A 25,064-nucleotide genomic window follows, 5' to 3' on the forward strand; every position below is an offset into this window, starting at 1 on the left:
TTTATTTTTTCTTAAAAATGACCAGTTTGCTTAGAATGTAATTGATGATAATAACGAGAATGTTCGAGATAATCTTTGCACTCAGATTAGAAGTATGCAAAACTTCAAGGAGCAGCCACATGGTGCCCATATCGACACCTAAAGATAAGAGCCGTGCTCCAACAAAAGTTGTAATTTCCCATAAAAGCTTTTTGGAAGTGACTCCGCGGCTTTTAAACACAAATAGTTTATTGGTGATAAAAGCAAAAGCAACACTGAGAATCCATGCAAGAAGGTTGCTGGGTTCCCATGCATAGTGCAGTATATCGGCCATTAACCAGAAAACTACAATATTGATGACTGTTGTGCAGACGCCAAAGAATAAATAGGAAAGCATCTCAGGGGAAGTGAAAAACTTCCATAGCTTTTTAATCTTTTCCATATCCCAGCCCTTTTCCGATAAAATTGCTTAGATATTCAGTTTATCATTAACAAAGTCTGCTTTCAAGAGCTGATAGATGATTTTTGTATTTTGTCACTTGACTTTTACAGTTGTTTTCTTATATAATAAATAAGCTTGATGTTGAACAACAGAATTTCGGGGTGTAGCGCAGCTGGTAGCGCGCCTGCTTTGGGAGCAGGATGCCGCAGGTTCAAATCCTGTCACTCCGACCATGTCGAGTGTCCTTATAGGATCTGAGTATCCATGTAAGGACACTCCGTTTTTTATCCGGCTTTTGCTTGGGAGTAGCTTAGTGCTACTCCTTTTCTCGTTTTTAAGCGCACATCCGCTTCCGGGATGCTCTCGTGCTCCGGCACGGTAAAGGCTCCGATACAGTTGTAAAAAATGGTAATGCGCTGAACAGTCTGCCCGCCGACCTTCTCGGCATGATATACGTCGATGTGGTCAATCAACTCCGTTACCATCCGCTGTGAAAGTTCCCGAGCATTGGTATATCGGCGAATCGTCTCCAAGAAATTATCGGCGGTCATGAGTTGTCCGCCTACTTTCCGCAACTCCGATTTGAGCGCCTTGACTTTGGCGGCGTTCTCTCCCTGCTCCTGTTCGTACTTCTTGGACATTTTGGCAAACCGCTCATCGTTGATCTTCCCAGATACGTTGTCCTCATATAACCGTTCAAAAAGGGTGTCCAGTTCCTTATCACGTGCCCGCAGACCGTCAAGCTCCTTTTGCTTTAGCGACCGTTCACATGCCGCCGTTTTTGCCGAATGTCCGATAATCTCTTTCACGAAATCATCTTCGTATTCGTCGGCAAACTGTGTGAGTCGGCGTATTTCTTGCAAAACCACCTGTTCCAGAAAATCCAGCCGAATATAGTGGGTAGATGTGCATCTCCGATATCCGGTGTTATGGTTACAGCAGCTAAAAAACTTGATGTCATGGTTTCCCTGATTAAAGTGGTAGTTGAGATTGCCGCCGCATTCAGGACATTTTAATAATCCAGAGAAGATGCTCCGTTCACCGCTGACCGTCGGCTTTTTTCGGCGGGTGCCACGGCGTAAACTCTGAACCTTCTCCCATGTTTCACGGTCAATAACGGCCTCGTTGGTGTTTAGGAACACAACACGGTTTTCTTCATCGTTGGCAATGCGCTTTTTCAGCTTGTACGACTTTGAATACGTCTTAAAGTTAATTACGTCACCGCAATACTCCTGTAGGGTCAGAATTTTTCTTATCGTGGTATGACCCCATTGTGTGGTCAAAACGGAGCTTTTCGTCCCGCCGCGACTGATTCCTTTGCTTTGCCAATAGGACGTGGGATTGAGTACGCCATCCTGTGCGAGTGCGGTAGCGGTTTCAGAAAGGCCGTATCCGTCAAGTGCCATCTGATAGATACGGCGAACGACAACGGCAGCTTCCTCGTCCACAATCCAGCGTTTCACATTATCCGGGTCTTTCATATATCCATAAGGCGGGGGCGAAAGCGGAACGCCGGAATTGCCTTTGAGCTTATTGACGATGCGGCGCTTTTTGGAAATATCCTTTGCATACCATTCGTTCATGATATTACGGAATGGGGTAAATTCGTTATCGCCCTCGTCGCTGTCTACGCCATCCGAAACGGCAATCAACCGTACATCGTGAGCAGGGAAAAAATCTTCGGTATAGTAGCCGACTTTCAAGTAATCGCGTCCGAGACGGGACAGGTCTTTCACAAGGACAGCCGATATAAAGCCTGCCTCAATCGCTTTTATCATCCGCTGAAAGCCGGGGCGATCAAGGGTTGTTCCACTTATCCCGTCGTCTACGAAAACCTGAATATCCTCGTATCCTTTTTCCTGTGCTACTTTTTTCAGAATAGCTTTTTGGTTCGTAATGCTGTGGATTCGCAATCAAGATTATCGTCACGACTCAAACGGCAGTACAGGGCGGCGGTATCCATATTGTGTTTTTTATTGTTTGACTGTTTCAAGACAGCCTCCTTTCCGGCAGTCAAACAAGCAGTATTTACACTTATAGTATACTGCTTACGCCCGCCCGTGTTAAGGATGTCGAAGTCGCACAAACCTGTTCCGTATCAGCCTTCATAAGCCTTAACAGAATTGCCGTGATTGCTTCGCCCCGGTCTTTATATACCGGCGTCACAACAAAGTTGACATTATTGACCTGATAAGTATATTGCTCTGCTTTTATTTCTTCCGGCATATTTTCTCCTTCCATAACTCTAAAGTTGATTTTTTTAAGCCTCCCGTGTCTTGTGGGGAAACACCAAAGGGCAGCACCAGTCAAGGTGCTGCTCTCTAATCTTGCTCCACACTTCGGGTCAACTTGACCCGAAGTCAAAGCTCCGTTCATCAACAAAAGGAACAAATGCATCGGGAAGTTTTGGATTGTCGCAAGACAAAGAGACCCGACGCGGTGTTCCAAATATGATATTGCGAACAGATAACCCGGACGGGCGGCGGCTTGTCCGCCCCATAGGAATTTCACCTTTCCCCATTCTAGTGGCAAAGCGTTCTCATTGCCTGCGACGGTTTTATCACGCTCGGGCTGTGACTGAACGCAAGTATCCAGGTTTGTGTGCTTGATCCAGCGGGGCCAAGTCCCGTCTCACCTGCGGCATGGGCCTTGTCGCTCTCTCCATCCTCTGGCAATGGAGATCATGGCGGGCCTGTCACTCGGCACATGTACCCTTCGTATCCGGGTATCTTTTTATTCAGCTTTCAAAGTACAAACGAGGAAAAAGTATCCTCTACTTATTAGGACGGAAAGGGGCATTTTGTGGCCTACCTCTTCCGGTGATTTTGCAAAAAAATATCCCGCAGTTTTTAAACTGCGGGATATCCTTTATATCGGTAAGCTATTCAATTTCCGGCGAGAGATTTCGGAATAAGTCGCAATCATAAAAATCTACAATGCACAAATCTAGCCCGTCACATAGCTTCTTGACCGTGACCGCGCTCACATCCCGGCGCTCCGGCTGCAACATGCTGTAAACGGTCGAGGGCGTAACGCCAGCCAGCCGCGCAAGCTCCGTATAGGATATGCCGCGCTCCGCGCACAATTGCCGAAAGCGTTCCGCAATTGTGTCTTTGATCTTCATGCCCTCACCGCCCTTTTAGTAGTTTCAACCTAAGCATATCAATTTATACGCAATGACGTATACGCACTTGCGTATAATATGCTTTTCTGTTAAACTGATTCTGAAAGGGAACGGCCCCGCCAAACGACGAGGCCGCCCGGGAAATGCCATTACTCGGTGAGATACTTTTGCAGTTGAACAAGGGCGCGCTCAATGGAGCGGCCTACCGTTCTGAAATCGACTTTTTCCAGCTTGGCAATTTTGCGGTATGTCAGGTTGTCCACAAAATGCAAAAGCAGTCTCCGGTGCTGTGCTTCGGAAAGTTTGTTGATGGCTGCATAAAGTTGCCGGTAGCTTTCCATTTCCATTACGATATCGGCGGCGTCTGCCTGTGGATCGTTCATGTTCGCGTCGGTCAAACCGTCTATGAAATCCATGTAATCAAGATGTCGCCTGTCTTGCCGCCTTTGGGAGCGGATTTGTCGGTCGGACTGCTCCAGCAGTTCCTTAACCGAAGTTGATACTTCAACACAAATCCGTCTTCCATCGACGGTTTTATATGTTATGGTTACGAATGACTTGTCCATTATTTTTCCTCCGTTCATCATTTGTGTGGGTTGATTGCTGATGAACGGAGAGTGGCGGGGAGCGACAACCGGGGCTGCAATGCTTTGGAGGCCCTGCCCGGATTTCGGGCCAAATTGGCCCGAAGTGGCACAGTTGCTTATTTCGAAGGCCAGAAAACCAAAAGACACCTATTCGAGAAAAAGCTCGAACGGTGTCGTATGGAAAATGGGCGCAGTAGCCGCCCATTAATTGGTATATTTTTTTGAAATTGTACTGAAAGAAAACTTCTGCTATAGCCAGCCATCACAATAATGTGATAGCTCCTCCACTGGCTCATAATTAGATCTTTTACGCATAAAGAGCCCTCCAATCGCATTACTGCCATTGGAAGGCTCTTAAAAGCGCGCATTTAGTTACCTACCAATCCCAAAGGGTTCGGCAGTTTATGTAACTATTTCTCATTGATGCATCAATGTATTAAAGTATTTTAATAACTAAGGAAACAGCACAATATGCTAATAATGCTGCTAAAATGACATTAACAATTTTTGTGTGCTTTACAATGATTCTTTGAAATACTGCGCCAAACACAGTCCAACATACTGTACAGAAAAAGGATGCTAAAGAAAGTAAAATACAAAACAGAATTAAAATGAAAGGTGATTTATATTGCGGTAGAATAAAGGATGAAAAAGCAGTTATTCCGTATAAAATCGTATTGGGATTTACAAATTGCAAAGCAACACCTTGCAAAAACAAATTGCCACTGTCTTTATTGTACTTGTTTTCTTCGACAGGCTTGCTTTTGAGCGTATTCCAAGCTAACCACAATATATATGCGGCACCAATCCAAACCATAATTAACTGAAAAGCAGGAAAAATATCAAATATGACCCAACTAAAAAGGCTGCACACGAGTAATACAATGAATGCTCCCGTAGATACGCCCAAATTAAATTGGACACTTTTTTTAAATCCGAACTTTCCTGCATTGGACATTGATATAATTGCATTGGGCCCTGGGGAAATGTTTGATACAAAAACATATGATAAAAATTCCAGAAGATTTGGCATTAAACATCTCACCTCTCTTTACTCTATATTCGTAGCATGATATACTGCATAATATACAGCGCGTGCACTATACCGTACGTGCAGTATAATAATATCATATGTGCAGTATACTGTCAAGCGTGAGGAGGCGATTTTTTTGGATAACCTTAGTCATGTAATTTCTGAAAACTTGAAAAGAGTAAGAGAAGAAAAAAAGCTGAGCCTTGATACAGTGGCAAAGCTCTCTGGCGTGAGTAAAAGTATGCTTGGCCAAATTGAACGTTGTGAAGTAAACCCAACCGTATCAACCATGTGGAAAATTGCGAATGGGTTAAAAGTGTCTTTTTCACAATTCATCAATCATGTGGAAACGAATATTGAATTAATAGATATTAATAGTCTAGAACCAATGCTTGAAGATGAAGGAAGGGTAAAAATTTACCCAACGTTTTCTTTTGACAGCACTCGTCGCTTTGAAATATATTCTTTGGAATTTCAAACGAATGGGTATTTATCTACAGAGCCTCATTTACAAGGTACGCAAGAGTTTATAACCGTGTTCAGTGGGGAAGTGACAGTCACTGTAGGCGAAAAGAGTTTTGTTATCGATGCAGGAAAAGCAATACGTTTCAAAGCCGATGAACCCCACAGTTATAAAAACACTGGAGGGGCAAATTGTTTGCTTCATATGGTTATTTTCTATCCGGATTAGATTTTATTCATATCATGTTTGCTAAACGGCAAGCAGGGCAAGTGTATTGACACTTGCACATTTTATGGATTTTCCCTTGTGGTCAAACCATAAAACTGCTTGTTGGGGCCAGCCGCCCCAAACCCTGCGACTTCGGGCCAACTTGGCCCGAAGTCGGCGCTCTGCGCCTGTTGTTGCGTCACCGTCGCTATCGCTCCTGTTCCTTGTTTTTCTGCGCGTCCGTCAGGCTGAGTAGACGGTCGATGTTGGCTTTCGCCGTAACTACCTCCTGCATGTCCTTCCGCACCGCGCGGTACTCCTTGTATGCGGCCCGTTTTTCCACCGCCAGCTTTTGATATTCGGCTTTGAGCGCATCCATCTTCGGGAGCTTCGCCCCGGACAGAACGCGCCGGAATGTCTCCTGCGCCGCCCGGTAAAGCGCGATTTCAGCGTCATGCTCCGCGAGATATTTTTTGCTGTATTTCGCGGCCTTGTAACCGTTGAACATAGGCCGGGTTTTCGCGTAATTCACCACCGCACCCTTTAACTCTGCGTTGGCGCTCATAGCGCCCTCGATAGACTTGATCTGTTCGGAAAGAACGTGAAAGCGATCTGCGGCCTCAGCCGCCCGTTTTTCCAACTGCCCGTATTCCAACAAGCCATTTTCCTGCAAATATTGGAGCGTCGCGGCCATCTGTTTCAGATTATATATTTCCATCCACCGTTCGTAAGCGGGGCCTTTCCCATCTTTCATGCGGGACTGAATATCTATAGTCAGGTTGACCTTACGGGTGCTTTCGGCAAGCCCGCCGGACGGAGCGGCCCGGCCCTCGATTACCGCCTGTATGTCCTCCGGGCCATAACCTTTTCCGAGCGTGGACGAACGCAGACGCGTAAACCGTTTTTGCCCCTCGGCCCGAAAGCTGATCGTGCCGCCGCGCCCACGCTTTACCTCGTAGCCAGCTTTCGACATAGCCTGAAAAAAGGCTTCCATATCTGGCGGCTTTTCGGCAAGGCAAGCGTCTATCTGTGCTTTCAGACGTTCCTGAAAGGTCGGCGGTCGGTTGTCGCCCCGCCATTCTCCATAATGCTTGAATTTTCCCTTGCTGTGCAGCTTCGGATGGGCAATATAGGACAGACCGTTTTCAAGGCAAATCCGGTCGGAGAGCCGACGCACAGCCCGCGCCGAGCCGATAAAATCCCGGAATTTCCGGGTGCAGTCAAGGCTCGTGGAGTTGTAGTAAATGTGGTTGTGAATGTGATGCCGATCAATGTGAGTGGTAACGAAAAAAGCGTGATTGCCTTTCGTCCAGCGCATAGCCGTTTCATAGCCTATCCGGTTGGCTTCCTCCGGCATGATCTCGCTGGGAAGAAACGCCTGCCGAATCTGATAGCAGAGGATGTCCGCGTCCTTTTTCTGCTCCCGACCCGTGATTGCCTTGTACTGTGCCTTGCTCAACAAAAATTCCGCATCGGCGGTTTTGGGGTCGCACCTGTAGGCGGAGATCAATTCGCCGCCCCGCGTTTTTTCCGGGTTCTGCCCGTAATCGAAACTGTCCGCGAGGGATTGCGCGATAGTTTCCCCCTGCTGATATGGCGCGCTATCAGGCGCGTGGTTGCCATGTAGTTACCTCCTTTCCCGCAAAAAACAACTTCGGGCCAAGTTGACCCGAAGTTGAACCGGAATATTTCAGCTCATAATATAGTCCCGGAGCAGATAGTTCAGACCGTTTAACCTGTCGATCAGCCATTTCGCTATGGCGGGGATGCCGAGAGGGGAAATGAGGAACGAGAGTGCCAGAATCACACAGCCGTCGAATTTTCCCACAGCGAACAGCATGATTACGCCGATCAACGCCCCAATCCCCGAAACAATCTCCAGAAACGTCACGGCATAGCAGAATAAAAAGGTCAGTACGGGTACGGAAACGGTCAGCGCCAGCATGAACGGCACTGCAAACAATTTGAACAGGATTTTCATAAATACAGCTCCCTTCAATGGTCCCTATACCTATATTTTACCATCAATGAAGGGGGGCTAACAATGTTGTCGAGGCCGCACCGATCTTGTCCTATTACTTCAAGCCAAATTGATCTGAACTAAATCTAGACTTGTTCAGCATTAGGAGTTGCAATATAATAATCTTGATAAATACTTCGGAATGGTGGAATTAAGCTTATGGAAAAACGAGCGTTTTTATTGGGAATGTTTCACTATCAACGAAGCCGTTCAATTACAGCTTCTAATTTGCCAAGTACAGAGTTTGACGTTTGCACATTAGAAAAAAAGTTGAAGCAGTTGCAGTTTGAAACAATAGCATATATGGATTTATGCTTAACTGACGCAATTGAAAAGATTAAGACATTTGCTCAAGAAGCCCCATGCGATTCTCTAAATGTTATATATTTTTCTGGACATGGTGGTCATAGCAGAGGGGAAAACTATTTATATACGGTCGATTTTGGTGCTAATCTAGACCAAGGCTTGCCTATTGAAAACAGCGCATTGAATATAAAAACATTATCTTCTGCTTTTCCTCGAAAAGTTAAATTGCTCATAATTGTTGATGCCTGTCGTGATAATCTTACTCCGACCTATAGCTGCAACTATTCAGAGATGATTGCACCACAAGATACATATATCGCTTACGCCACACAGTTTGGCCATTATTCTACTTGTACTTCGCAAAGCAGCTATTTCACTGAAACATTGTGTGAAAACATATTGGAACCAAACATTTCAATAGATCAACTTTTCACAAATGTCCGTGCTGCACTATATCTAAAATATAGTAGACAAATATCAAATAGTGTAAATGGACTGATGAGCTATGTGTCCCTAAATGAACAGGTTACACGAGATGATGTAGGATTATCTGTATTAAAATTTGTTGATAAATATGGCGATATGTATGTAGACAAATATGGATGCTTTGCAGGTGACGATTTAGTTTTTATAGATGCAGCTCAGTTCTGTGGTATCAGTGTTCTAGATGCCATTTATAAATATTTGAAATTGGATGCAGAACGTTGCCATGTCACAAGAAGCCTTTCCGAAAGCCATGAAAAATTGATTGCTTTCTGGGGTATGCTACAACATGGTTTGGAGCAAGATGAATTCTATACATGGCAATACCGTGGCCGCTCTATCCGCTTGGGTGAAATCCCCCCATTGCCTCTAGATATGCAAAAGCCCATGCCAGATGAAGAAAAGAAAATTGAAGTAAGGTTTATGATTGATGCCAAAAGTAACGAAATACAAATCCGAACAAATCTCCCTGACAATTTTCAACTTTATGGAAAGATAAATGGTTCTATTCCATTTAGCAACATCGGAGTTAAAAATGGAGTAGCAATAATTCCATTTAATAGTAATACAACAAAATTCAAATCACTGGACGCTTATTCTGTGCTTGCCACGGTTACAGGCGTTGATTTATCTATTGTTGGTGACCGATGCCGAAATCTTGTCGGAAAATATGTAAAATTCAATCCCATTAATGGAAATACCATTGAATTTCATGCCTCTTAAAAAATAGGGACGTAGCCACACAGGCTACGTCCCTATACTTTACTTCTCCACGATATTTGCCAGATCCCTTAACAGTTTGGATAGTAAACTCCATAATTTGGTATAGCCTTTTTGTAGTACCTTGATCTCTTCCGGGTACACGCCGTAGGTGTTCGCGTGAATGGCAACCTGATTCAGATTGTCGGCACATCTGCGTTGCAGGGAAACAAGCTCCCGGACGGGCGCAAGGTCCACATTCAGGATATAACCGTTGAGTGCCATTTTGCGGATATAGGCGCTCAGATTTTGCGTCCCCGCTTCCTCCATACGCTGGCGAATGGTATCGTATTCGTCCTGATTCACCCAAACGTACAGGGGAACGCCGCGTTTGCGCTTGTGGGCGTTCACCGTTCCAGTTCCCGGCTCCGCTTGCGCCGAGGCGGTTCCTTCACCCTGTCCAGCGGTTTTTTCTTCGGCACGGGGATGGACGGGGGAACCGGCAATGCCGTGTTGTTCGGGTTGCCGTCGATCATGTCATAGTTTTGTTCGGTGGAAAGCTCCGCGTTTCTCAGGTAATTGTCTTTATCGTCCATAGAAAAATCCTCCTTCGCATCACTTCGGGCCAAGTTGGCCCGAAGTCCGATTATCTGTCCTTCTCCGTATTTTTTGCAGGCACGGGCTTTGCTTTCCATAACCTTTTCATAACGTTTGGAAAGCTCCGTATCGGAAATAAGCTCGTTTTTCACAAACACGCCGAGGTCTGGATACCACTAGGTCAGCCGCTTTGCATCGGGAATATGTTTTGCCTGTTCCCATTTGCCGACAACCTGTGCTTGCTGTTCCAACTGCTCCGGGGTAAGCTGGAACCGGTCGGGATTGCCGGGCGCAGCCCGAAGCTCGTAGTCGGCCATCTGCTTTTCTGTCAGGGGCGCACGGTACAGAAGATAGCCCCACGCCTGAAACTTGCCGTTTTCCACGTTTTCACGCTGATCAAAATTAACGATCTCGGCGGGGCCGTTCTCTGTTTTGGGGAACGTACCGATGTCCACGGGCCGCTGCGTGGAGTAATATTTATAGACATCCGGCGTGGGGCGCGCTGATTTTTCGGAAACGCCGTAGTCCTTTTGGTATTCGGCAGCGCGGTTTTCAAAATCTTTTGCCGCCGAATCGGCGTTTTGGGTATAATGGCCCCAGTAAAACTCTCTCCTGCCGCCCTCGTTTTCGGTAAATTGCCATGTGACAAAGGGCTGCGGGGCGTTCGGATTTTCGGCAAGGGCAAAGCCCCTATCGTTCTCAAAAAGAACCGACTTTTTTATTTCGTAGCCATGGACCTTCTCCGTGGATGGAATATCACTCATTTTTGCCTCCGTTCCATATGGGAAAATGTCACGATATTACCCGCGATTTCAGGGGGATAGGGATTTATACCACTTCCCCCCAAACCGGGGCCGGGAAGCCGCATAAACACAGGCGTTTTCCGGCTAATTCTGTGACCCTTTATCCCTGTTGTTTTCGCCTGTGCCGTCGCTGGCGGCGTCGGTCTGCTTCGCGTTTCCCCTTCATACGGCAAGCCTCCGAACAATACGCCTGATTTGTGACAGGGATATACGCCGTCCCACAGACAGGACAAATCTTTTGGGAAACTGTACCGGCGCTGTCCGTCAGCTTGGCCTCCAAAGCAGAATCCAACGGGAGCACCGCGTTCTGAAAATACCGGCAGTATGCGCCCGTCCAGCATTTGCCGAGCATGTAACAGGGACATTCCAGCGGCAGACAGCCGTATTCCGGGTCGTAGTTGGCGCACATGCCCGTCGCCAGCCTGCGGATGCCCGCGCGCTCGTCTCGGGTTAGTTCGCGGGATGCAGTTTCGGCTGTTTCCATACGTTTCACTTCGGGCCAAGTCGGCCCGAAGTTGCCCCCCTCCGCGAAAGAAGTAATTTGCGGTAACAGATGCCGACGCAGGGCGCGCCTGTCCAATACTCGCAATTCCGGCAGGGAGAACCGGGCGGCGGCTTACGAACAGTCCCCCGGCAGGGCCGGGGGACTTGCTTCATCATCCGTTCAAACGGGCTGTCGGTGAAGTTCATGCTTCACCGCCCCCGCCACTTTCGTCGTCGCCGTTTTCGCTCTCGGGCAGCTCGTCGGATTCCGAATCTTCCGCATCGTCGGAACCGTTTTCGTCGGCGTAATCGAAATCGTCCTCACTCGCATCCTTTTGATGCTTCGGGCGGTAAATCTTGAAATAGTACCCGACCCCGCCACCGATCACCACGACCGCCAGCACAAGCAGGAGCGTCCCCATGTTGTTGCTCTGCGGCGCGGAGGAAGATTTTACAGAAGGTTCCGTCCCAGCCTGCGGCGCGGTGCCGGAGGCCGTTGTCTGCGCGGAACCGGAAGATGTGCCTGCGGCAGTCGTGCTTTCACTTGCGGTCGTGCCGGAAGAACCGCCGGATTTTTCAGCCAGCGCCAGCAGGTCTTTTTTCATCACGGCATTGAGAAAATACACGTTATCGCCGTCTCGCTGCCGGTCAATGACAAGGTAGAACACGTTTTTGTCCGGGGTCGTGATCGTGTAAAATTCCTTGCCGTCCTTGTCGGTGGCGGTGTTGACCACCGTTCCGGTTCCGGCGGGCGTAAAGACGGTGGACGCGCTGGAAGTGCCGGACGTTAAAGATAAATCCGTCGATGCGGCGGAAGAACCGGAAGCCGCCGCCGAGCTTGACGTTGTTACCGGCATTGAAGATGTTGAGTTTACCGGCTCATTCGTTACCGACGCCGCGTAGGCCACGGTGGTAAACGAGCATGTCAGCGCGAGGACGGTGCAGAGCGCCGCCAGCTTATAAAATTTTTTCATTCTTTTTCATCCCTTTTGTCGGTATTGGTTGACTTCGGGCCAACTTGGCCCGAAGTGATAAGCGTCCCGTTTTGCTCACGGAGCGCCTTTAAGACAGCCGAGAGGTCGTTCAGAGAAATGTCCGTGCCGCGCACGGCCTCCACAATTTCGATGTTTTCAAGCTCGGTTTTCTGCTTTTCCAACTCCCGCAGCCGGGCCTGAAACTCGTTGATTTTTTCCTTGGTCTTGTCGATGTCCTTGTTGACGCGCTCGATTTTCGCGTTCATAAAATCCCTCCATTCATGGTGACGGCAATCTGCCAAAGGCATAAAAATGAGATTTCCAGTAGCTTGTTGTGATATCCGAATAGCCGATGGGGTCGCCCGCCGCGATCATCTTGCCGTCACCGACGTAGATGCCGACGTGGGAAATGCCGGTAGTGTCGTAGGTTCCTTCAAAGAAAAACAAATCGCCGGGCTTCGCTTCGGACGCGGGGATGGGCGTACAGATGTCGTAAAGGCCCTGCGCTCCGAGCCGTCGCACGTTCCAGCCGCTGTGATTGATCACCCAACTGACGTAGCCGGAGCAGTCGAACGAGGTTTCCGGGCTGGAACCGCTCCACACATACGGGTAGCCGAGATACTTTGTCGCTTCCGCCATCATGGCGGCGAAGGTTTTGTCCGACATGTATTCTGCGGGAATGTCGTAATTTGTGTACGGTTCGAGGGTGGAGGCGTTCGGGTACTGCGATTGCGGGAACAGGTCGGGCCGGTTGCCATGGGTTTTCGTGTAAAAGGCATACCGGGAAAGCTGTTCCTCCGTCAGAACCGAAACGGGCAGATGGGACAAATCCTCGTTGTGCAGGGTCACAGTGCAGATGGTGTAGGTATACGGAACCTGCGTGGTTACAGTGGACGTGCTGCCGTCCGGGTTCGTCACTGTGCTTGTTTCATTCCGATAGCGTGTTTCCGTCTGAACCGACTGCGTAAGCTGATACTGTTTCCCAAACAGCGTGGAAATGGTACTTTGTACCTCGTCCAGTGTCCACGCCCCGTCGTGCAGGGCGCTTAAAATTGAGATCAGCACATAGGGGTCGTGTTCAACCTTACCAAGATTGAAATGATACTCGTCGTAGCCGGGATGGAGCGTCGCGTATTTGTCGGCTTCGTTTTGCAGTTTCGTTTCCATGCCGGAATACGCCGCCTCCGCCGCCAGCATGTCCGAATCCTGAGACGGATAGGTTCCCGCGCCCACGGCTCCGATCAGGCCGTTGCCGATGGTGGTCATGGATGCCATGCAGGATTGCAGGACCAAAATCAGGAGAAAAGCGATCAGCGCGATCAAAAGCCCAGCCGGGTGACGTTTCATAAAGGCAGCGGCGGCGCGGGCAATTTTCGCCGTTGCGGTTGTGGCTTTCCCCGCCGCCCGCGCCTGTTTCTGATACCGCCGTTTGATACGCTGCTTCTGAAAGAACCGGGAAACCGCGTTTCCCTTTAGCTCCGGGTGCTCCCGCGCCATTCGGCGGTACTCAAAATCCGCTTTTGCCCGGATGTCGCGGCGTTCACATTTAGTGACATTCCGGGTCGGTCGGGTTCGGATGCGGTGCTTTACAAAACGGGAAGCGCCCCGGACGGCTTTTTCCCCGGCAAGCTCCGTTTTGTGCGCGGCCTCTACGCCCACGTTTTCCTGTTCCACCTCATGAATTTTCTGATGGGCATAGTACCACGCGCCAGCCGCCGCCTTTTTGACGGCTGCTTTCGCCGGATTTGGCTCGGGGGACGGTTTCTGCGCCGCCGCTTTTTCGCGGGCAGCGTCCAGCTTCGCGCCGGTCTTTTCGGCCCGGAACTTTGACTTTTCAAACCGTCTGTCGTTCCACTCCGCCTTTTTGTCGGCGGGGCCACCATCCTCGTCGGGTGGTGGTTTTTCCTCACGGCGCAGACGGTCGGAGAATCGGGCCTGTTCACTATGTGGGCGAAATTTGCTCCTGCCCGTAGGGGAGGAACCACCCTTTTCAAGCGGCGGTGCATCCGACGTGTCGGAAATTGGTGGGCTATCGGCAGCGGAAAACTGCCGTTTCCACTTCGGGCCAACTTGGCTCGAAGTACCGGAACTATTCCGCGCAGATGGCGAAGCGTCCGGCGTCTCGGAAATCGAAGAGCTATTGGCGGCGGAAAACCGCCGTTTCGACTTCGGGCCAACTTGGCCCGAAGTGATCGAACCATCCCGCGCAGACGGCGGCGCGTCCTGTGTGATGGGGTGATCCTCGATATGAAAGCGGCGAACCGTGTCATTCTCCGGCCCGCCGCTATCCTCATTCCTGCTTTGCTTCATTGGCTAAGTCCTCCGGGCGGGTTGTGAGCAAACGGTAAATTTCGGTGTCCTTCGGGAAGCGATCTACAAAGGGAATGGTGGTGTTCCCATAGAATAAAAGGCCCTCACCTGGATTGCTGTGGGTGATGTAAGAGAGCTGATGCGTGGAAATATTGAGTTGTTTGGCTAAAATCTGCCGGTCGCCCTGCGCCTGTGAAAGCAAAATCATAAAGTCGGTATTTTCAAGAATATTCTCAATTTCCCGGCTCGCCATGAGGTCTTTGACATTCTGCGTTAAGGCACTCGGCACACAGCCTTTCTTCCGCAGCATCTTCCAGACCGTCACAAAATAGCTGGCGGTCAGAGCGTCCCGAAGCAGGATATGGAACTCGTCGAAGTAGCACCACGTCGCCATGCCGTGTTGGAAATTAGCGTTGACCGCCGAAGTGACAAGCTCGTTCGTAATGTGCATGGCGATTTTCCGCAGGTTTTCCCCCAAACCTTTGAGCACGACGCAGACAATCCGGTTGTTCAGGGTAATGTTGGTCGTATGGTTGAACAGGTTGAGGGAGCCGGTGCAGTAAAGCTCCAACGCCGTCGCAATACGCTTTGCCTCCGGTTCCGGCTGCTTACAGAGAAGTTCGTACAGGTCTTGCAGAACGGGCATTTTCTCCGTGTCGATACCGAGGGCGATATTCCGGTAGACGAGACGGACGCATCGGTCGATCACCGTTTTCTCGATGGGTTGCAAGCCGTCCCTGCCGCCGACGATCAGTTCACAAAGTGACAATAAAAAATCCGCTTTCAGCGAAAGCGGGCTTTCCTCGTCGGCCATGCTCATTTGAATGTCCATCGGATTGATGTGGTGGGCGCTGTCCGGCGCGATGTCGATCACCTGACCGCCGAGCCGCCGGACGAGCGGCGCGTACTCGCCCATCGGGTCAACCACGATTATCCTGTCCCTTGTGGCGAGGAACACGTTGATAAGCTCCCGCTTGGCGGCGAAACTCTTGCCGCTGCCGGTCGAGCCGAGGTAGAGGCCGTTGGCCGATTTAAGCTTTTTCCGGTCGGCCATAATGACGTTGTGAGAAAGGGCGTTCTGCCCGTAGTAAATGGCCGGGCCTCCCATACGCAGTTCCCGCGTCATGAAAGGGACGAAAATCGCCGTGCTGCTTGTGGTCATGCCGCGCTGAATCTCAATCCCGTTGCCGCCGAGAATCAGGCTCGACATATATCCGGCCTCCTGCTGGAAATCCAACCGTTTGAGCGCGCAGTTGTATTTCTGCACGATACCCGCCACGGTGAAAATGTCGTTCTCCAACTGCTGGCGCGTGGGGGCCGTGTTGAGTACAAGGAAAGTAAGCAGGAACATCCTCTCATTCCGGCTCTGCAAATCGCCCAAAAGGGCCATCGCGTCCTTGCTGAAGGTGACGAGGTCAGGCGGCAGGATGTCCATGTCGTAGCCCGCCCGCACGGCTTTTTTCTGTTCTTCCACCTTCATTTTGTCGATGTCGCTGATTTTGCCCTTGAGCGCCTTGATGGCCTTAGTTTGGTCAACCGTTCGGATATGCAGGGTGATGGTCATTTCAGCGTCCATTTCCAGAAGTTCCGCGAGGAGCTTGTCGGAAAGCTCCGACGCCAAAATCTGCATATACGAAACCGCGCCCCATGTCGTGCCGCCGACACGGAAAGCGCGGCCCTGTCTGAAATCAAAAGACGTGGGGGCAATGAAGTCTTTCGTACCCATGCCCGTTTTCGGAATATCGCCCCATGAGAAAACGAATGGCTCCCGGCTGTTCGGGTGTAGCTGCCCGTGCAGCACTTCCAGCCGTTCCCGTCCGGCGAGGGGCCGGGACTGGACGCCGAGCTTTTTGAAATTGCTCATAATATCGGCTTCTACCCGTTCCAGCCGGGGCCGCGCCGCGCCGATTCCGTCTGCTTCGATGCCGAAGGTGATGTACTTGGAACGGACGATGCCGTTGTTGCTCTTGGCGATCTGCCCTGTAAGCATTTCCACATACTCGCCGCGAATGGCGTCGTATTCGTCGTGCTGCGGCGGGATATTGACGCTGTATCGGTTTTCGGGCCGGGAACGGTGGTTGATGAAGGAAAGCTGAAACGGCAGGGCCGAATCGAAGTAATTCAGGAACGCGCAGTAGCCGTCGAAGATCGCGGCCTGATCGTCCGCCGACGCGACCGAATAGTTGATGTCCTCGTACTCGACGGTTTTGGTATAGAAGCCCTCCCGCACCTTGCAGATGCCGTCCCGGAGCATTTCAATATATGGAATGGTCTGCTGTGCCGTCTGCGGCCCGCGCCCTTTCTTCTAACCGCTTCAATGCTTCTCATAATAGCGGACTTGGAACAGCCGCAGATGTTACCAATCTGGGAACAACTCAGTCCTTCCAGAGCAAAAAGCAGAAAACGATAACGCTGTTTTGCTGTGCAGCTTTCCAATGCTGCCGTAATCTCCCGAAGGGTTTCTTTTCGGCAGAGCCAATCTTCCGGTGTTTCGTAATAACTCCGGCTGCATTCGCGAGCGATGATGTACTCGTCAAACTCGCGCCCGTCCCAATGGCGGCGCTGCTCGTGAAACAGGTTCTCGGTTTTGTGGTTGGCCCGATCAAGATATTCTCCGACTTCGACGGACACTTCCACATTTACGCTTTGTCCGCAAATTTTGATATGAACATCCATAATTTTTTCGTCCTTCCTGAATGTTTTCAAAATCCAGAAAAGACGGCGGGAGGCGAACGGCAACGGTGTAAAATGCCAATCAGAAATAAAAAAGCGCTCAATGGGAGGGTATCCCAATGAGCGAACAGAAACTGACATTCCCTATTTCTGTGAGTTAATAAACTTGTAAAAAGGGCGGAATTATCCGCGGAAAAAGTTAGGCTTTTTTTGAAGCATTAACACAGGCTATAAAGTATTCAAAAAAGATATCCGCCTGTCACGCGAGGCCGCAGGTTTGCGGCCTAATGAAAAAAAGTGAAGGCATATAAAAATCCCTCCAAACCGTAGTCTGGAAGGATAAAAGGGAAAATTGTCATAACTGCATACTGGCCAAACTTACGGTTTTTTTTGTAAGGTTGACCATGATAAAATACTATAGAGAAGTGATTTTATAGATTACCCTTAAGTCCAATTTCTTGAGCGATTTCTCTCATACCAAGTATTGTTTCCTGAATAATATAATCGAGATTCGCACCCAAAAGCATGCAGCCTTTTTCAATTACTGTTCGATTAACCCCTTCTGCAAAACTTAACTGCTTGAATTTTTTCTTCACTGATTTAACTTCTAAATCCAGGACACTTTTGGAAGGTCGCACAAGGCAAGCAGCTGTAATGAGTCCAGTTAATTCGTCGATGGTATATAGTGTTTTCTCCATTTGGTTTTGCGGCTCTACATCAGAGCATATTCCATAACCATGACTGCAAATGGCATGAATATATTCCTCGTCTATATCTTCAGCCTTCAATATCTCCGCTGCTTTTTTACAGTGTTCTTCTGGGTATTTTTCATAATCCAAGTCATGTAAAAGGCCAACTATACCCCATTTTTCAACATCTTCATCATTGATTTTCGCAAAATGTCTCATAACAGCCTCAACAGTGAGTGCATGCTTTCGCAATGCAGCGGTTTTAGTATACTCTTTTAATAATTCCCAAGCTTCTTGCCGTGTGAGTTCTTTTCCCATCATAATTCTCCTTCTTAATATATTTTAATATGACTTACGAAGCAAAGACAAACTGCACTAGAACCATATAAATTACTGTACCTAAGACAATACACGCCAGAGTGTTTTTCTTCCATATGTAAAGAATGATGATACATAAAATTGATATTATCTCTGGTAATCCATGCAAGCCAGAAAAGAAAGTTACATCTTTCAAACAATAGATTACCAACAGGCCTATTACAGCAGAAGGTAACACTTTACCTAAATATTGAATATAGCGCGGTGGCGTTTTATTTGCTGGAAATGCAAAAAAAGGTAAAAATCTTGTAGTTACAGTTCCTATAACAACCATAATAATTGTTATAATGCTTTGTCCTAAAGACATGGTCATTTTAATATCGCTCTACTTTCAGTATGACTTTTTAATACCGTTAGGCTAAATATTATAAGTATCATTGCCGGAATCATAAATTTGCTTGAACCAAAAATCAATAGACAAATTGCCGACGATAATAGGCCGACCAAAGCTGGCAAATGATTTTTTGCTTCATTCCACTGGTTTAGAAAAATGACTACAAACAACGCAGTTAAAACAAAGTCAATTCCTTTTGTATTGAATTTTATATAAGAGCCAAGGATTCCGCCTAAGGTAGCACCGACAACCCAATAAATATGATTTAATAATGTAACAAAAAACATAAACCAGCCTTTATCTATATCTTGAGGCGGTGTGACAGAACAGTTAATAGAAAATGATTCATCGCACATGCCAAATATTAAATACCATTTTTTATTTCCAACATTTTTATACTTCTCAAGCATAGAAATTCCATAAAATAAGTGTCTTGCATTCACCACTATTGTTAATAGAAAAGCATATAAAGGGTTAAAAGTGGATAATAGCAAACTCACAGTTACTAATTCCATTGACCCTGCAAAAATGAACAGGCTCATAAGCATGGGATATACAAAGGAGAAACCCTTACTGTTCATATAAATTCCATAAGCGATTCCTAGCGCTAAAAAGCCTGCACCAATTGGAATTGTATATGGAAAAGCAGCTTTTAGTGCTTTTCTCTTAACCATTAAATAACCTCTTTTCTTACCTTTAAATCTTGATTTTATGTTATAGTGTGCGTAAAATAGAGATAATGGGTAAAATATATATGTAATTTATATTTTACGATTGTTAAGTATAGTTGTCAAGTCTAGAAAGGATATTTTATGGACTTAAATAATATAATTGCTGCAAACCTTAATAAATTAAGAACTGAAAGGAATTTGAGCTTAGGCCAGTTGGCTGGCTTATCCGGCATAAGCAAGGTAATGCTTTCACAGATTGAAAAAGGTGAAACTAACCCTACAATTAATACCATTTGGAAAATTGCTAATGGGCTTAAAGTTCCATATACAAAGCTGATCGACGAGGCTCCTAATAATGCTGTGGTTGTAAAAATGTCTGAATGCATTGAACAGATGAATGAGACTACTAATTATCGTGTATTTTGCTATTATGCAAATACACCAACTCGCAACTTTGAGATGTTTCGCATAGAATTAGACCCTCATTCATCAAATGAATCTATTGGGCATTCGGAAAAATCCGAGGAATATATTTATGTCACTAGCGGAGAATTAATTTTAAATACGAAAGGTAAAAATTATACTCTACTGGAAGGAGATACAATTTGTTTTGATTCTTCAGCGCATCATACTTACATCAACCAGCAAGATAAGCTACTTACCTGTGTCATAATTAACTATTACCCGTAAAGCAAAGTCTCTTTAGGATACTTTTTTAAAGTATCTGACCCACGAGGGAGAACGCCCTACGGGGGCTTGCGGCCTTAAGGCCGTAAAAAAGCGGGGTGTGCCTGTTGTGGCCACACTCCGCTTTTTCAGCTTGGCCTTGATAGTTTGGGTTACGCTAAGAAAAGAATAGGAGTTCCGAAAGATTTCTAATACCGAATCACCAGTAGTATGGAACTTGTGCATTTGCTCCCGGATTGTCGTTGCCGTAACCTTCCAGAAGGTTGATCGCGCCCCAAATGGCAAGGCCCGCGCCGAGGGCGATCACAAGGGTCTGGAGAACGCCGATTGCGGAATGAAAGAAACTCATAATACTACCTCCAATTCTGTTTTGAAAATGAAAAAAGCCGCCATTTCTGGCAGCAGGGGCGCACTTCGGGCCAAGTTGGCCCGAAGTACTATAAGGGTTTGTCCGAAAATTTGGCATATAAAAAAACACCTGTGCAGTAAAGTCCCTGCAAGGTGCTAAATGAAAAATGAGCGCAGTAGTAACCCGCTTTTTGATATAATTTTTTGAAGTTATATATTTTTAGAACATCAGCTACGCCAAGCCGTCACTGTAAAGTGACGGCACCTCTCGAACAATAAAAAGCGGCTTTGTGTACACAGAAAACCCCATTCCCAAAGCCGCCGGATATAAAAAGGACGCACATTATAAAGCCATCTAATATGCAGAGAACAGCAGCTTTGATTTCAGTCAAAACCGCTGTTCATCAATGAAGTACTTTTATGACATAACTATCCCCTCGCCGAACAACGGTTTTTTCCTTTTCCGCTTATGCGGCGAGTACGTTAACTTTTTTAGTTTATGTACCTCGGGACAAATTGGCCCGAAGTGACTGGCTTCTTAATTTACAATTCAATCTATGGTTACTACTAATCAGATATTCAGACAGATTTAGGAATCAAACCTTATCCTATCTTTATCTGTGGGAATACCGTTAGCCACTTTTTTCCACTCACCATCTTGGAATACTTCATATTGTTCAAAAGCACAAGGCAACCCGTTTGCAGTAGATATGTCACTGCTATCCATAAGCTGAAAATGCAAATGTGGCGCATAAGAATTGCCTGAATCACCCACTTTACCAATAACTTCGCCTTTTTTTACGCTCTGGCCAACTGAAACCTTAATAGACCCTGTTTGAAGATGAACTAGCGCAGCATATACTTGGTCGCCGCATTTCATAATGATGTAATTGCCGGCAACTGATTGTATGTCGTCTTTCTTCGGATCGAAATAATGAGCAATTTTATAAGCGTAAGCTATATCTGAAAGCAAATTTGTTCGTTCTCGTTCTTTATAATCATCCTTTGCTTGGACAATGATCCCGTCGCAAGGTGCATATACTTCCTGGCCCCAACAATAATATTCATTTAAGGGAACCCCCAAAAGAAGATATTGTGGAAAGCTAACGCGATAGGCGGGCAAGCCCTTCCTTTTCCAATCCACTTGTATAAAGTCATAAGCGTATCTTGTTCCTAACCGGTTTGTTCCGTGACTCGGAATTTTAGTTCCCGGAGTGTTAGGAGAAAGCCATTCCCCCCTTAAAGGGAACTCTACAATTATCGGCTTACGTGCTTCAAGCATCTCATCAATCCTATCCGTCTGTACTTTACCTACATTATTGAAAATTATTAGTGCTAAAAGGGCAAGTGCCAGTACGATACTGATGTGCTTTTTTCGCTTCCACGCTGTAAGGTTGTTAGGCGATTTGCACCTTTCACTCATTCCACATCTCCAAATTCATTGATAATATCCTCGGCCTTAATATCAGGATTGCGATACCGTGTGCGTTCAATTGTATTTCTACCATACTCAATAGCCGCATTTGGACACCAATGAATACATGCAAGGCATTTTTCACAGTTATGCTGCCAAAATGGAAGTCGATTTTCCATTTTAATATTTTTTACAGGGCATACCTTGACACACAAGCCGCAACCTGTACATTTCTTTGTAGCCCAAAATTTTTTATCCCATTTGTATGCATTCTTATAAAGAAAATTGTAGTTAACAATTTTGCTCCATATCTTTGCTCTGTGTTTGGCCGACTTTAACTCATGGTTAGAAATAGATTCCGCAATTTCTATTGTTTTCATGGTAGCTTTAACAATCAGGTTTTCCGTATGCACTTTATCAGGGAGAGGATGAGCAATAATGTAATTCGACGGCATCTTAATCTCATCTGCAAAAGACAAACGAAGATTTTTAGAAATGAGAATGTTATCCAATGTGCCCAATGAATTTGACCGTGTACCGCCAGAATTAGCAATTGCAAAGCAGTAAGTGCTCGGAGCTATATCAAGATTTTCAATAAAGCGCTTAACTAGTCGTGGCAGGCCGTTAAAGTAAACAGGGAATACAAACCCAATAGTTTCTCCCACTCCCCCCACAAATTCATTTATTTTGCTTCCAGCCATCGGTAGAACAACAGCGTTATCCATTTCGCTTGCTATATTTCGAGCAATTTGTAAGGAGTTACCTGTAGCAGAAAAATAAAAAATCTTTGTACCCATAGCTTTACTCCATGCTCGGTTTATAGAAAATTTTTCTAAGCTCATCAAAGAATTCATCAAGTGTTGTAATGATATGTTGGTAATCCAAGTTCAAAGTTTGCGAATTTCTAATATCATCTAATATTTCATTAGTAAATCCAACATTAGTCCAAAGGATGATTTGTTTGCATTTGTCAATATCCAGACCGGTTCTGAATTTAGAAACATCTATCTTGTCAAATATTTGCTTGTAGCATGATGATTGCTTTTTATTGGCCCTATCCTCAAGGGCTTTGTTGACTTCATCAGAGTTTGTCATAACAGAAAGTTTGTTAAAATCCAAAATCCAAGGATATTGCTTTATCAAATCAATTTGAAGCAGATAGGATTGGCGCAATCTCTCAAAGATATCTTTTCCCGAAAAATCCATTTTCGCAAAATACTCTTTGTCAAGCAGTATGGAAAAGTAGTCATACACAAGCAGAAAAAGCTCCTGTTTATTATTTACATAATGAAACATTAGTGCTTTAGAAATCCCTGCCTCTTTTGCAATTACATTTGTTGAAGCGTTGTCAAATCCTCTTGACGCAAATTCTTTCAACGCTGCATTCAAGATAGCGTTACGCCTTGGAGGTTCTAAATCCAATAGTTTTGTAGGCATACATGATACTCCCTTAAAGTTTTACTCGACATTTACCTATTAGGTCAATATCATTATACTGCAGTTTACCTAATAGGTCAATAAAAATTTTCACCCTGAATATGGGATAGTTTAAGCATCCGCTAACCGGAAAGTAGGCAAGTGTATTGGCACTTGCCACCCCAAGCCCGGCTATGTTGCGTCATTCGCGGTCGCTCTTCCTTGTTCAACTTCGGACCAAGCTGGCCCGAAGCCCTATCAAAATGTTCTTGTCTTATCATATAAATGCCCGTGATGCTTTGCGTATTTACGATAAAGTTTAGGCAAAATATAGGACCTAAAACTTGCAAATCCGTTGTCCGACTTTCCTTTGTTTAATAGGCTTATACATTCATCTGTCAGCAGTCTATTCAGTTATTTTCATGTTCGGTGTTTGCTTCCTTATGGGCCCAGCGCATTTGCTCCTGGATTATCTGAACCGTACCCTTCCAGAAGGTTGATCACACCCCACACGGCAAGGCCCGCGCCCAGCGCGACAACGAGGGTTTGCAATGTACTGACCGCACTTGTAAAAAACTGCATAGACTTTACCTCCATTTTTAGTTTTGAGCGCAAAAAAGCCGCCATTTCTGGCGGCTTTGATTTAGGGATACATTAAATCATCAGGTGGCGCGCGAACCATAAGAAAATGCTCCTTTCTCGTTGCCGAGTGCCTAATAGATTGATATAATAAAAATAACTCCTAATATTAGAAGGAAGTGTGAAAAGCATGAAATGTAATGTCTTCTATTCGTGGCAATCAGATTTGCCAAATAAAGATAATCGTTCATTTATTGAGACCTGCATTTTAAAAGCGATAAAAACCAGTGAAACAGAAATTGTTGCTGGATTAACTATTGCTTATGACCGTGATACTAAGGGAGCAACCGGTGCACCTGACATAGCGGAAGTTATATTCGACAAGATAGCTAGGTCAGATATTTTTATTTGCGATATATCAATAATAAACCCGGATTATGAGGGAAGAAAATGTCCCAATTCAAATGTTTTACTTGAATTGGGATATGCTGCTAAAACAATAGGTTGGGACAAAATAATTTGTCTATATAACTTAAAGTATGGAAGCCTTGCAGATATTCCTTTTGATTTAGAGCATCGAAGGATATTTTCTTACAATTCTGATGTAGAAAAAGAAAAATCAAATGTATCAAAAGGGCTTTCAGAAGCAATTAAAATGATGTATTCTAGGGGACTTTTATACAATCCATTAAAGGATCATATGAAAGGCAAAATTGACTATTGTTTGTTGGAAATACTAAAACAAATAAGTTGTATCCTTTATCGTACAGTTACAATGTCAGGCGCTTTAGCGAAGACAAAAGAATTATTGTCATTGGGTAAAAACGACATATCTGCAATGCTTAATAAGCGGCAAGCTATTTTGGGATTCTTTGCTCACAACGATTTGAGTGAAGTAAAAAAACTATTAGAAAATATATATACAACAATTACAACCTCTAACATTTATCCTCTAGACTGGACATTAACAGTCCTAAAAACTTTAGATTGGCTAAGACAATATCAATACTTAATTTCTGATAGAGCTAAGCTAAGATTATTTAGTTCGGTCATAGAACCTTCTCCTACTCTGAAGGTCGTTTCGGCTCAAAGCATGAATCCTAATAACCCTGCCAACTCATATCTCCTGCTTAAAAAAGTTGGAGTAGACGAGGGTCAAGTATTGTATTCAGGAACAATGCCGCGAATTGATGAAAAGTATTTATTGTCCCCTTATAGAATAAACGATAATACAATTGAGCCTTTCTCAAATTGTGTGAGCAATCTTCTTAAACTAGCCAATACGTGGTTAGATGAAACAGGAAGTGAATTTATTTTTGATCCAGATTTCTATGAGATTACATAATATTGGGCCAAGTTGGCCCG

The 25,064-nt window shown here is 46.0% G+C and carries 27 protein-coding genes, 1 tRNA gene and 3 pseudogenes; 6 read left to right on the forward strand and 25 right to left on the reverse strand.

Going from position 1 to position 25,064, the window contains the following annotated elements; genetic code table 11:
- Position 1: 1 nt before the first annotated feature.
- Positions 2-421, reverse strand: a complete 420-nt coding sequence (locus ACVS9P_RS02010) for a GtrA family protein (RefSeq protein WP_452103983.1) — start codon at positions 419-421, stop codon at positions 2-4.
- Positions 422-578: 157 nt separating this feature from the next.
- Here ACVS9P_RS02010 and ACVS9P_RS02015 point away from each other — a divergent pair.
- Positions 579-654, forward strand: a tRNA-Pro gene (locus ACVS9P_RS02015).
- 51 nt (positions 655-705) lie between these two features.
- Here ACVS9P_RS02015 and ACVS9P_RS02020 read toward each other — a convergent pair.
- The 4 genes from ACVS9P_RS02020 to ACVS9P_RS02035 form a co-directional block, all read right to left on the reverse strand.
- Positions 706-2,334 carry a recombinase family protein gene (locus ACVS9P_RS02020; RefSeq protein WP_452103984.1) on the reverse strand — a complete coding sequence of 543 codons (1,629 nt, stop codon included), beginning with the start codon at positions 2,332-2,334 and terminating at the stop codon, positions 706-708.
- A 121-nt stretch (positions 2,335-2,455) separates the two neighbouring features.
- The gene (locus ACVS9P_RS02025) at positions 2,456-2,932 is read right to left on the reverse strand and encodes a hypothetical protein (RefSeq protein ID WP_452103985.1); all 477 of its coding nucleotides are present in this window, start codon (positions 2,930-2,932) and stop codon (positions 2,456-2,458) included.
- 370 nt (positions 2,933-3,302) lie between these two features.
- Positions 3,303-3,545 carry a helix-turn-helix domain-containing protein gene (locus tag ACVS9P_RS02030; RefSeq protein WP_452103986.1) on the reverse strand — a complete coding sequence of 81 codons (243 nt, stop codon included), beginning with the start codon at positions 3,543-3,545 and terminating at the stop codon, positions 3,303-3,305.
- 149 nt (positions 3,546-3,694) lie between these two features.
- Positions 3,695-4,111, reverse strand: a complete 417-nt coding sequence (locus ACVS9P_RS02035; protein ID WP_452103987.1) for an RNA polymerase sigma factor — start codon at positions 4,109-4,111, stop codon at positions 3,695-3,697.
- A 40-nt stretch (positions 4,112-4,151) separates the two neighbouring features.
- On the opposite strand from ACVS9P_RS02035, the gene ACVS9P_RS02040 reads away from it, so the two are divergent.
- The gene (locus tag ACVS9P_RS02040) at positions 4,152-4,340 is read left to right on the forward strand and encodes a hypothetical protein (protein ID WP_452103988.1); all 189 of its coding nucleotides are present in this window, start codon (positions 4,152-4,154) and stop codon (positions 4,338-4,340) included.
- Between the two features lie 228 nt (positions 4,341-4,568).
- Here ACVS9P_RS02040 and ACVS9P_RS02045 read toward each other — a convergent pair whose 3' ends face one another.
- The gene (locus ACVS9P_RS02045; protein WP_452103989.1) at positions 4,569-5,165 is read right to left on the reverse strand and encodes a LysE family transporter; all 597 of its coding nucleotides are present in this window, start codon (positions 5,163-5,165) and stop codon (positions 4,569-4,571) included.
- A 136-nt stretch (positions 5,166-5,301) separates the two neighbouring features.
- On the opposite strand from ACVS9P_RS02045, the gene ACVS9P_RS02050 reads away from it, so the two are divergent.
- On the forward strand, positions 5,302-5,856 hold the full coding sequence (locus ACVS9P_RS02050) for a helix-turn-helix domain-containing protein (RefSeq protein ID WP_452103990.1): 555 nt from the start codon (positions 5,302-5,304) through the stop codon (positions 5,854-5,856).
- Positions 5,857-6,043: 187 nt separating this feature from the next.
- Here the strand turns inward: ACVS9P_RS02050 and ACVS9P_RS02055 are convergent, their stop codons facing one another.
- Both ACVS9P_RS02055 and ACVS9P_RS02060 read right to left on the reverse strand, forming a co-directional pair.
- Positions 6,044-7,345, reverse strand: coding sequence for a relaxase/mobilization nuclease domain-containing protein (locus tag ACVS9P_RS02055; protein ID WP_452103991.1), 1,302 nt, complete (start codon positions 7,343-7,345; stop codon positions 6,044-6,046).
- Between the two features lie 180 nt (positions 7,346-7,525).
- Positions 7,526-7,816, reverse strand: a complete 291-nt coding sequence (locus tag ACVS9P_RS02060; protein ID WP_452103992.1) for a CD1845 family protein — start codon at positions 7,814-7,816, stop codon at positions 7,526-7,528.
- Positions 7,817-8,014: 198 nt separating this feature from the next.
- On the opposite strand from ACVS9P_RS02060, the gene ACVS9P_RS02065 reads away from it, so the two are divergent.
- Positions 8,015-9,367 carry a caspase family protein gene (locus ACVS9P_RS02065; protein WP_452103993.1) on the forward strand — a complete coding sequence of 451 codons (1,353 nt, stop codon included), beginning with the start codon at positions 8,015-8,017 and terminating at the stop codon, positions 9,365-9,367.
- A gap of 39 nt (positions 9,368-9,406) precedes the next feature.
- Here ACVS9P_RS02065 and ACVS9P_RS02070 read toward each other — a convergent pair whose 3' ends face one another.
- The 12 genes and pseudogenes from ACVS9P_RS02070 to ACVS9P_RS02125 form a co-directional block, all read right to left on the reverse strand.
- Positions 9,407-9,754 carry a plasmid mobilization protein gene (locus ACVS9P_RS02070; RefSeq protein ID WP_452103994.1) on the reverse strand — a complete coding sequence of 116 codons (348 nt, stop codon included), beginning with the start codon at positions 9,752-9,754 and terminating at the stop codon, positions 9,407-9,409.
- Positions 9,751-9,939, reverse strand: a complete 189-nt coding sequence (locus ACVS9P_RS02075; RefSeq protein ID WP_452103995.1) for a DUF4316 domain-containing protein — start codon at positions 9,937-9,939, stop codon at positions 9,751-9,753. The genes ACVS9P_RS02070 and ACVS9P_RS02075 overlap by 4 nt, the downstream gene beginning before the upstream one ends.
- Positions 9,940-10,116: 177 nt before the next feature.
- Positions 10,117-10,704, reverse strand: coding sequence for a defense against restriction DarA-related protein (locus ACVS9P_RS02080; protein ID WP_452103996.1), 588 nt, complete (start codon positions 10,702-10,704; stop codon positions 10,117-10,119).
- A 139-nt stretch (positions 10,705-10,843) separates the two neighbouring features.
- Positions 10,844-11,227, reverse strand: coding sequence for a cysteine-rich VLP domain-containing protein (locus ACVS9P_RS02085; RefSeq protein ID WP_452103997.1), 384 nt, complete (start codon positions 11,225-11,227; stop codon positions 10,844-10,846).
- Positions 11,228-11,429: 202 nt separating this feature from the next.
- Positions 11,430-12,200: a DUF4366 domain-containing protein gene (locus ACVS9P_RS02090; RefSeq protein ID WP_452103998.1), complete on the reverse strand. Its 771-nt coding sequence runs from the start codon at positions 12,198-12,200 to the stop codon at positions 11,430-11,432.
- Positions 12,197-12,466 (reverse strand): DUF4315 family protein, encoded by a 270-nt coding sequence (locus ACVS9P_RS02095; RefSeq protein WP_452103999.1) that lies wholly within the window; start codon positions 12,464-12,466, stop codon positions 12,197-12,199. The genes ACVS9P_RS02090 and ACVS9P_RS02095 overlap by 4 nt, the downstream gene beginning before the upstream one ends.
- A gap of 13 nt (positions 12,467-12,479) precedes the next feature.
- The gene (locus tag ACVS9P_RS02100; protein WP_452104000.1) at positions 12,480-14,510 is read right to left on the reverse strand and encodes a CD1108 family mobile element protein; all 2,031 of its coding nucleotides are present in this window, start codon (positions 14,508-14,510) and stop codon (positions 12,480-12,482) included.
- Positions 14,491-16,779: a VirB4-like conjugal transfer ATPase, CD1110 family gene (locus tag ACVS9P_RS02105; protein ID WP_452104658.1), complete on the reverse strand. Its 2,289-nt coding sequence runs from the start codon at positions 16,777-16,779 to the stop codon at positions 14,491-14,493. The genes ACVS9P_RS02100 and ACVS9P_RS02105 overlap by 20 nt, the downstream gene beginning before the upstream one ends.
- Positions 16,780-16,808: 29 nt before the next feature.
- Positions 16,809-17,186: pseudogene (locus ACVS9P_RS02110) on the reverse strand (sigma-70 family RNA polymerase sigma factor); the annotation flags it as partial.
- Between the two features lie 428 nt (positions 17,187-17,614).
- Positions 17,615-18,190: an HD domain-containing protein gene (locus tag ACVS9P_RS02115; protein WP_452104659.1), complete on the reverse strand. Its 576-nt coding sequence runs from the start codon at positions 18,188-18,190 to the stop codon at positions 17,615-17,617.
- 34 nt (positions 18,191-18,224) lie between these two features.
- The gene (locus ACVS9P_RS02120; protein WP_452104001.1) at positions 18,225-18,563 is read right to left on the reverse strand and encodes a branched-chain amino acid transporter permease; all 339 of its coding nucleotides are present in this window, start codon (positions 18,561-18,563) and stop codon (positions 18,225-18,227) included.
- A complete protein-coding gene (locus tag ACVS9P_RS02125) occupies positions 18,560-19,258 on the reverse strand; it encodes an AzlC family ABC transporter permease (RefSeq protein WP_452104002.1) in 699 nt (232 codons plus the stop codon). Before ACVS9P_RS02125 ends, ACVS9P_RS02120 begins: the two co-directional genes overlap by 4 nt.
- Positions 19,259-19,396: 138 nt before the next feature.
- On the opposite strand from ACVS9P_RS02125, the gene ACVS9P_RS02130 reads away from it, so the two are divergent.
- A complete protein-coding gene (locus ACVS9P_RS02130; protein WP_452104003.1) occupies positions 19,397-19,945 on the forward strand; it encodes a helix-turn-helix domain-containing protein in 549 nt (182 codons plus the stop codon).
- 214 nt (positions 19,946-20,159) lie between these two features.
- Here the strand turns inward: ACVS9P_RS02130 and ACVS9P_RS02135 are convergent.
- From ACVS9P_RS02135 to ACVS9P_RS02155, 5 genes and pseudogenes are all read right to left on the reverse strand, one after another.
- Positions 20,160-20,291 (reverse strand): annotated as a pseudogene (locus ACVS9P_RS02135) (Maff2 family mobile element protein); the annotation flags it as partial.
- Between the two features lie 588 nt (positions 20,292-20,879).
- Positions 20,880-21,713 carry a M23 family metallopeptidase gene (locus tag ACVS9P_RS02140; RefSeq protein WP_452104004.1) on the reverse strand — a complete coding sequence of 278 codons (834 nt, stop codon included), beginning with the start codon at positions 21,711-21,713 and terminating at the stop codon, positions 20,880-20,882.
- The gene (locus ACVS9P_RS02145) at positions 21,710-22,501 is read right to left on the reverse strand and encodes an EFR1 family ferrodoxin (RefSeq protein WP_452104005.1); all 792 of its coding nucleotides are present in this window, start codon (positions 22,499-22,501) and stop codon (positions 21,710-21,712) included. Before ACVS9P_RS02145 ends, ACVS9P_RS02140 begins: the two co-directional genes overlap by 4 nt.
- A 4-nt stretch (positions 22,502-22,505) precedes the next feature.
- Entirely contained in the window at positions 22,506-23,141 is a 636-nt protein-coding gene (locus ACVS9P_RS02150) for a TetR/AcrR family transcriptional regulator (protein ID WP_452104006.1), read from the reverse strand.
- 426 nt (positions 23,142-23,567) lie between these two features.
- Positions 23,568-23,702: pseudogene (locus ACVS9P_RS02155) on the reverse strand (Maff2 family mobile element protein); the annotation flags it as partial.
- 187 nt (positions 23,703-23,889) lie between these two features.
- Between ACVS9P_RS02155 and ACVS9P_RS02160 the strand changes: the two are divergent.
- On the forward strand, positions 23,890-25,044 hold the full coding sequence (locus ACVS9P_RS02160) for a hypothetical protein (protein ID WP_452104007.1): 1,155 nt from the start codon (positions 23,890-23,892) through the stop codon (positions 25,042-25,044).
- Positions 25,045-25,064: the final 20 nt, after the last annotated feature.

This window comes from Caproicibacterium sp. NSD3 (genome assembly GCF_053613275.1).

Excerpts from the sequence above, each read along its gene's own strand:
- ACVS9P_RS02150 (WP_452104006.1), bottom strand. The coding sequence starts at position 23,141 with ATGCCTACAAAACTATTGGATTTAGAACCTCCAAGGCGTAACGCTATC.
- ACVS9P_RS02120 (WP_452104001.1), bottom strand. The coding sequence starts at position 18,563 with ATGACCATGTCTTTAGGACAAAGCATTATAACAATTATTATGGTTGTT.
- ACVS9P_RS02160 (WP_452104007.1), top strand. The coding sequence starts at position 23,890 with ATGAAATGTAATGTCTTCTATTCGTGGCAATCAGATTTGCCAAATAAA.
- ACVS9P_RS02065 (WP_452103993.1), top strand. The coding sequence starts at position 8,015 with ATGGAAAAACGAGCGTTTTTATTGGGAATGTTTCACTATCAACGAAGC.
- ACVS9P_RS02100 (WP_452104000.1), bottom strand. The coding sequence starts at position 14,510 with ATGAAGCAAAGCAGGAATGAGGATAGCGGCGGGCCGGAGAATGACACG.
- ACVS9P_RS02040 (WP_452103988.1), top strand. The coding sequence starts at position 4,152 with ATGAACGGAGAGTGGCGGGGAGCGACAACCGGGGCTGCAATGCTTTGG.
- ACVS9P_RS02010 (WP_452103983.1), bottom strand. The coding sequence starts at position 421 with ATGGAAAAGATTAAAAAGCTATGGAAGTTTTTCACTTCCCCTGAGATG.
- ACVS9P_RS02130 (WP_452104003.1), top strand. The coding sequence starts at position 19,397 with ATGGACTTAAATAATATAATTGCTGCAAACCTTAATAAATTAAGAACT.
- ACVS9P_RS02045 (WP_452103989.1), bottom strand. The coding sequence starts at position 5,165 with ATGCCAAATCTTCTGGAATTTTTATCATATGTTTTTGTATCAAACATT.
- ACVS9P_RS02140 (WP_452104004.1), bottom strand. The coding sequence starts at position 21,713 with ATGAGTGAAAGGTGCAAATCGCCTAACAACCTTACAGCGTGGAAGCGA.
- ACVS9P_RS02115 (WP_452104659.1), bottom strand. The coding sequence starts at position 18,190 with ATGGGAAAAGAACTCACACGGCAAGAAGCTTGGGAATTATTAAAAGAG.
- ACVS9P_RS02095 (WP_452103999.1), bottom strand. The coding sequence starts at position 12,466 with ATGAACGCGAAAATCGAGCGCGTCAACAAGGACATCGACAAGACCAAG.
- ACVS9P_RS02125 (WP_452104002.1), bottom strand. The coding sequence starts at position 19,258 with ATGGTTAAGAGAAAAGCACTAAAAGCTGCTTTTCCATATACAATTCCA.
- ACVS9P_RS02030 (WP_452103986.1), bottom strand. The coding sequence starts at position 3,545 with ATGAAGATCAAAGACACAATTGCGGAACGCTTTCGGCAATTGTGCGCG.
- ACVS9P_RS02080 (WP_452103996.1), bottom strand. The coding sequence starts at position 10,704 with ATGAGTGATATTCCATCCACGGAGAAGGTCCATGGCTACGAAATAAAA.
- ACVS9P_RS02145 (WP_452104005.1), bottom strand. The coding sequence starts at position 22,501 with ATGGGTACAAAGATTTTTTATTTTTCTGCTACAGGTAACTCCTTACAA.
- ACVS9P_RS02085 (WP_452103997.1), bottom strand. The coding sequence starts at position 11,227 with ATGGAAACAGCCGAAACTGCATCCCGCGAACTAACCCGAGACGAGCGC.
- ACVS9P_RS02035 (WP_452103987.1), bottom strand. The coding sequence starts at position 4,111 with ATGGACAAGTCATTCGTAACCATAACATATAAAACCGTCGATGGAAGA.
- ACVS9P_RS02060 (WP_452103992.1), bottom strand. The coding sequence starts at position 7,816 with ATGAAAATCCTGTTCAAATTGTTTGCAGTGCCGTTCATGCTGGCGCTG.
- ACVS9P_RS02075 (WP_452103995.1), bottom strand. The coding sequence starts at position 9,939 with ATGGACGATAAAGACAATTACCTGAGAAACGCGGAGCTTTCCACCGAA.
- ACVS9P_RS02090 (WP_452103998.1), bottom strand. The coding sequence starts at position 12,200 with ATGAAAAAATTTTATAAGCTGGCGGCGCTCTGCACCGTCCTCGCGCTG.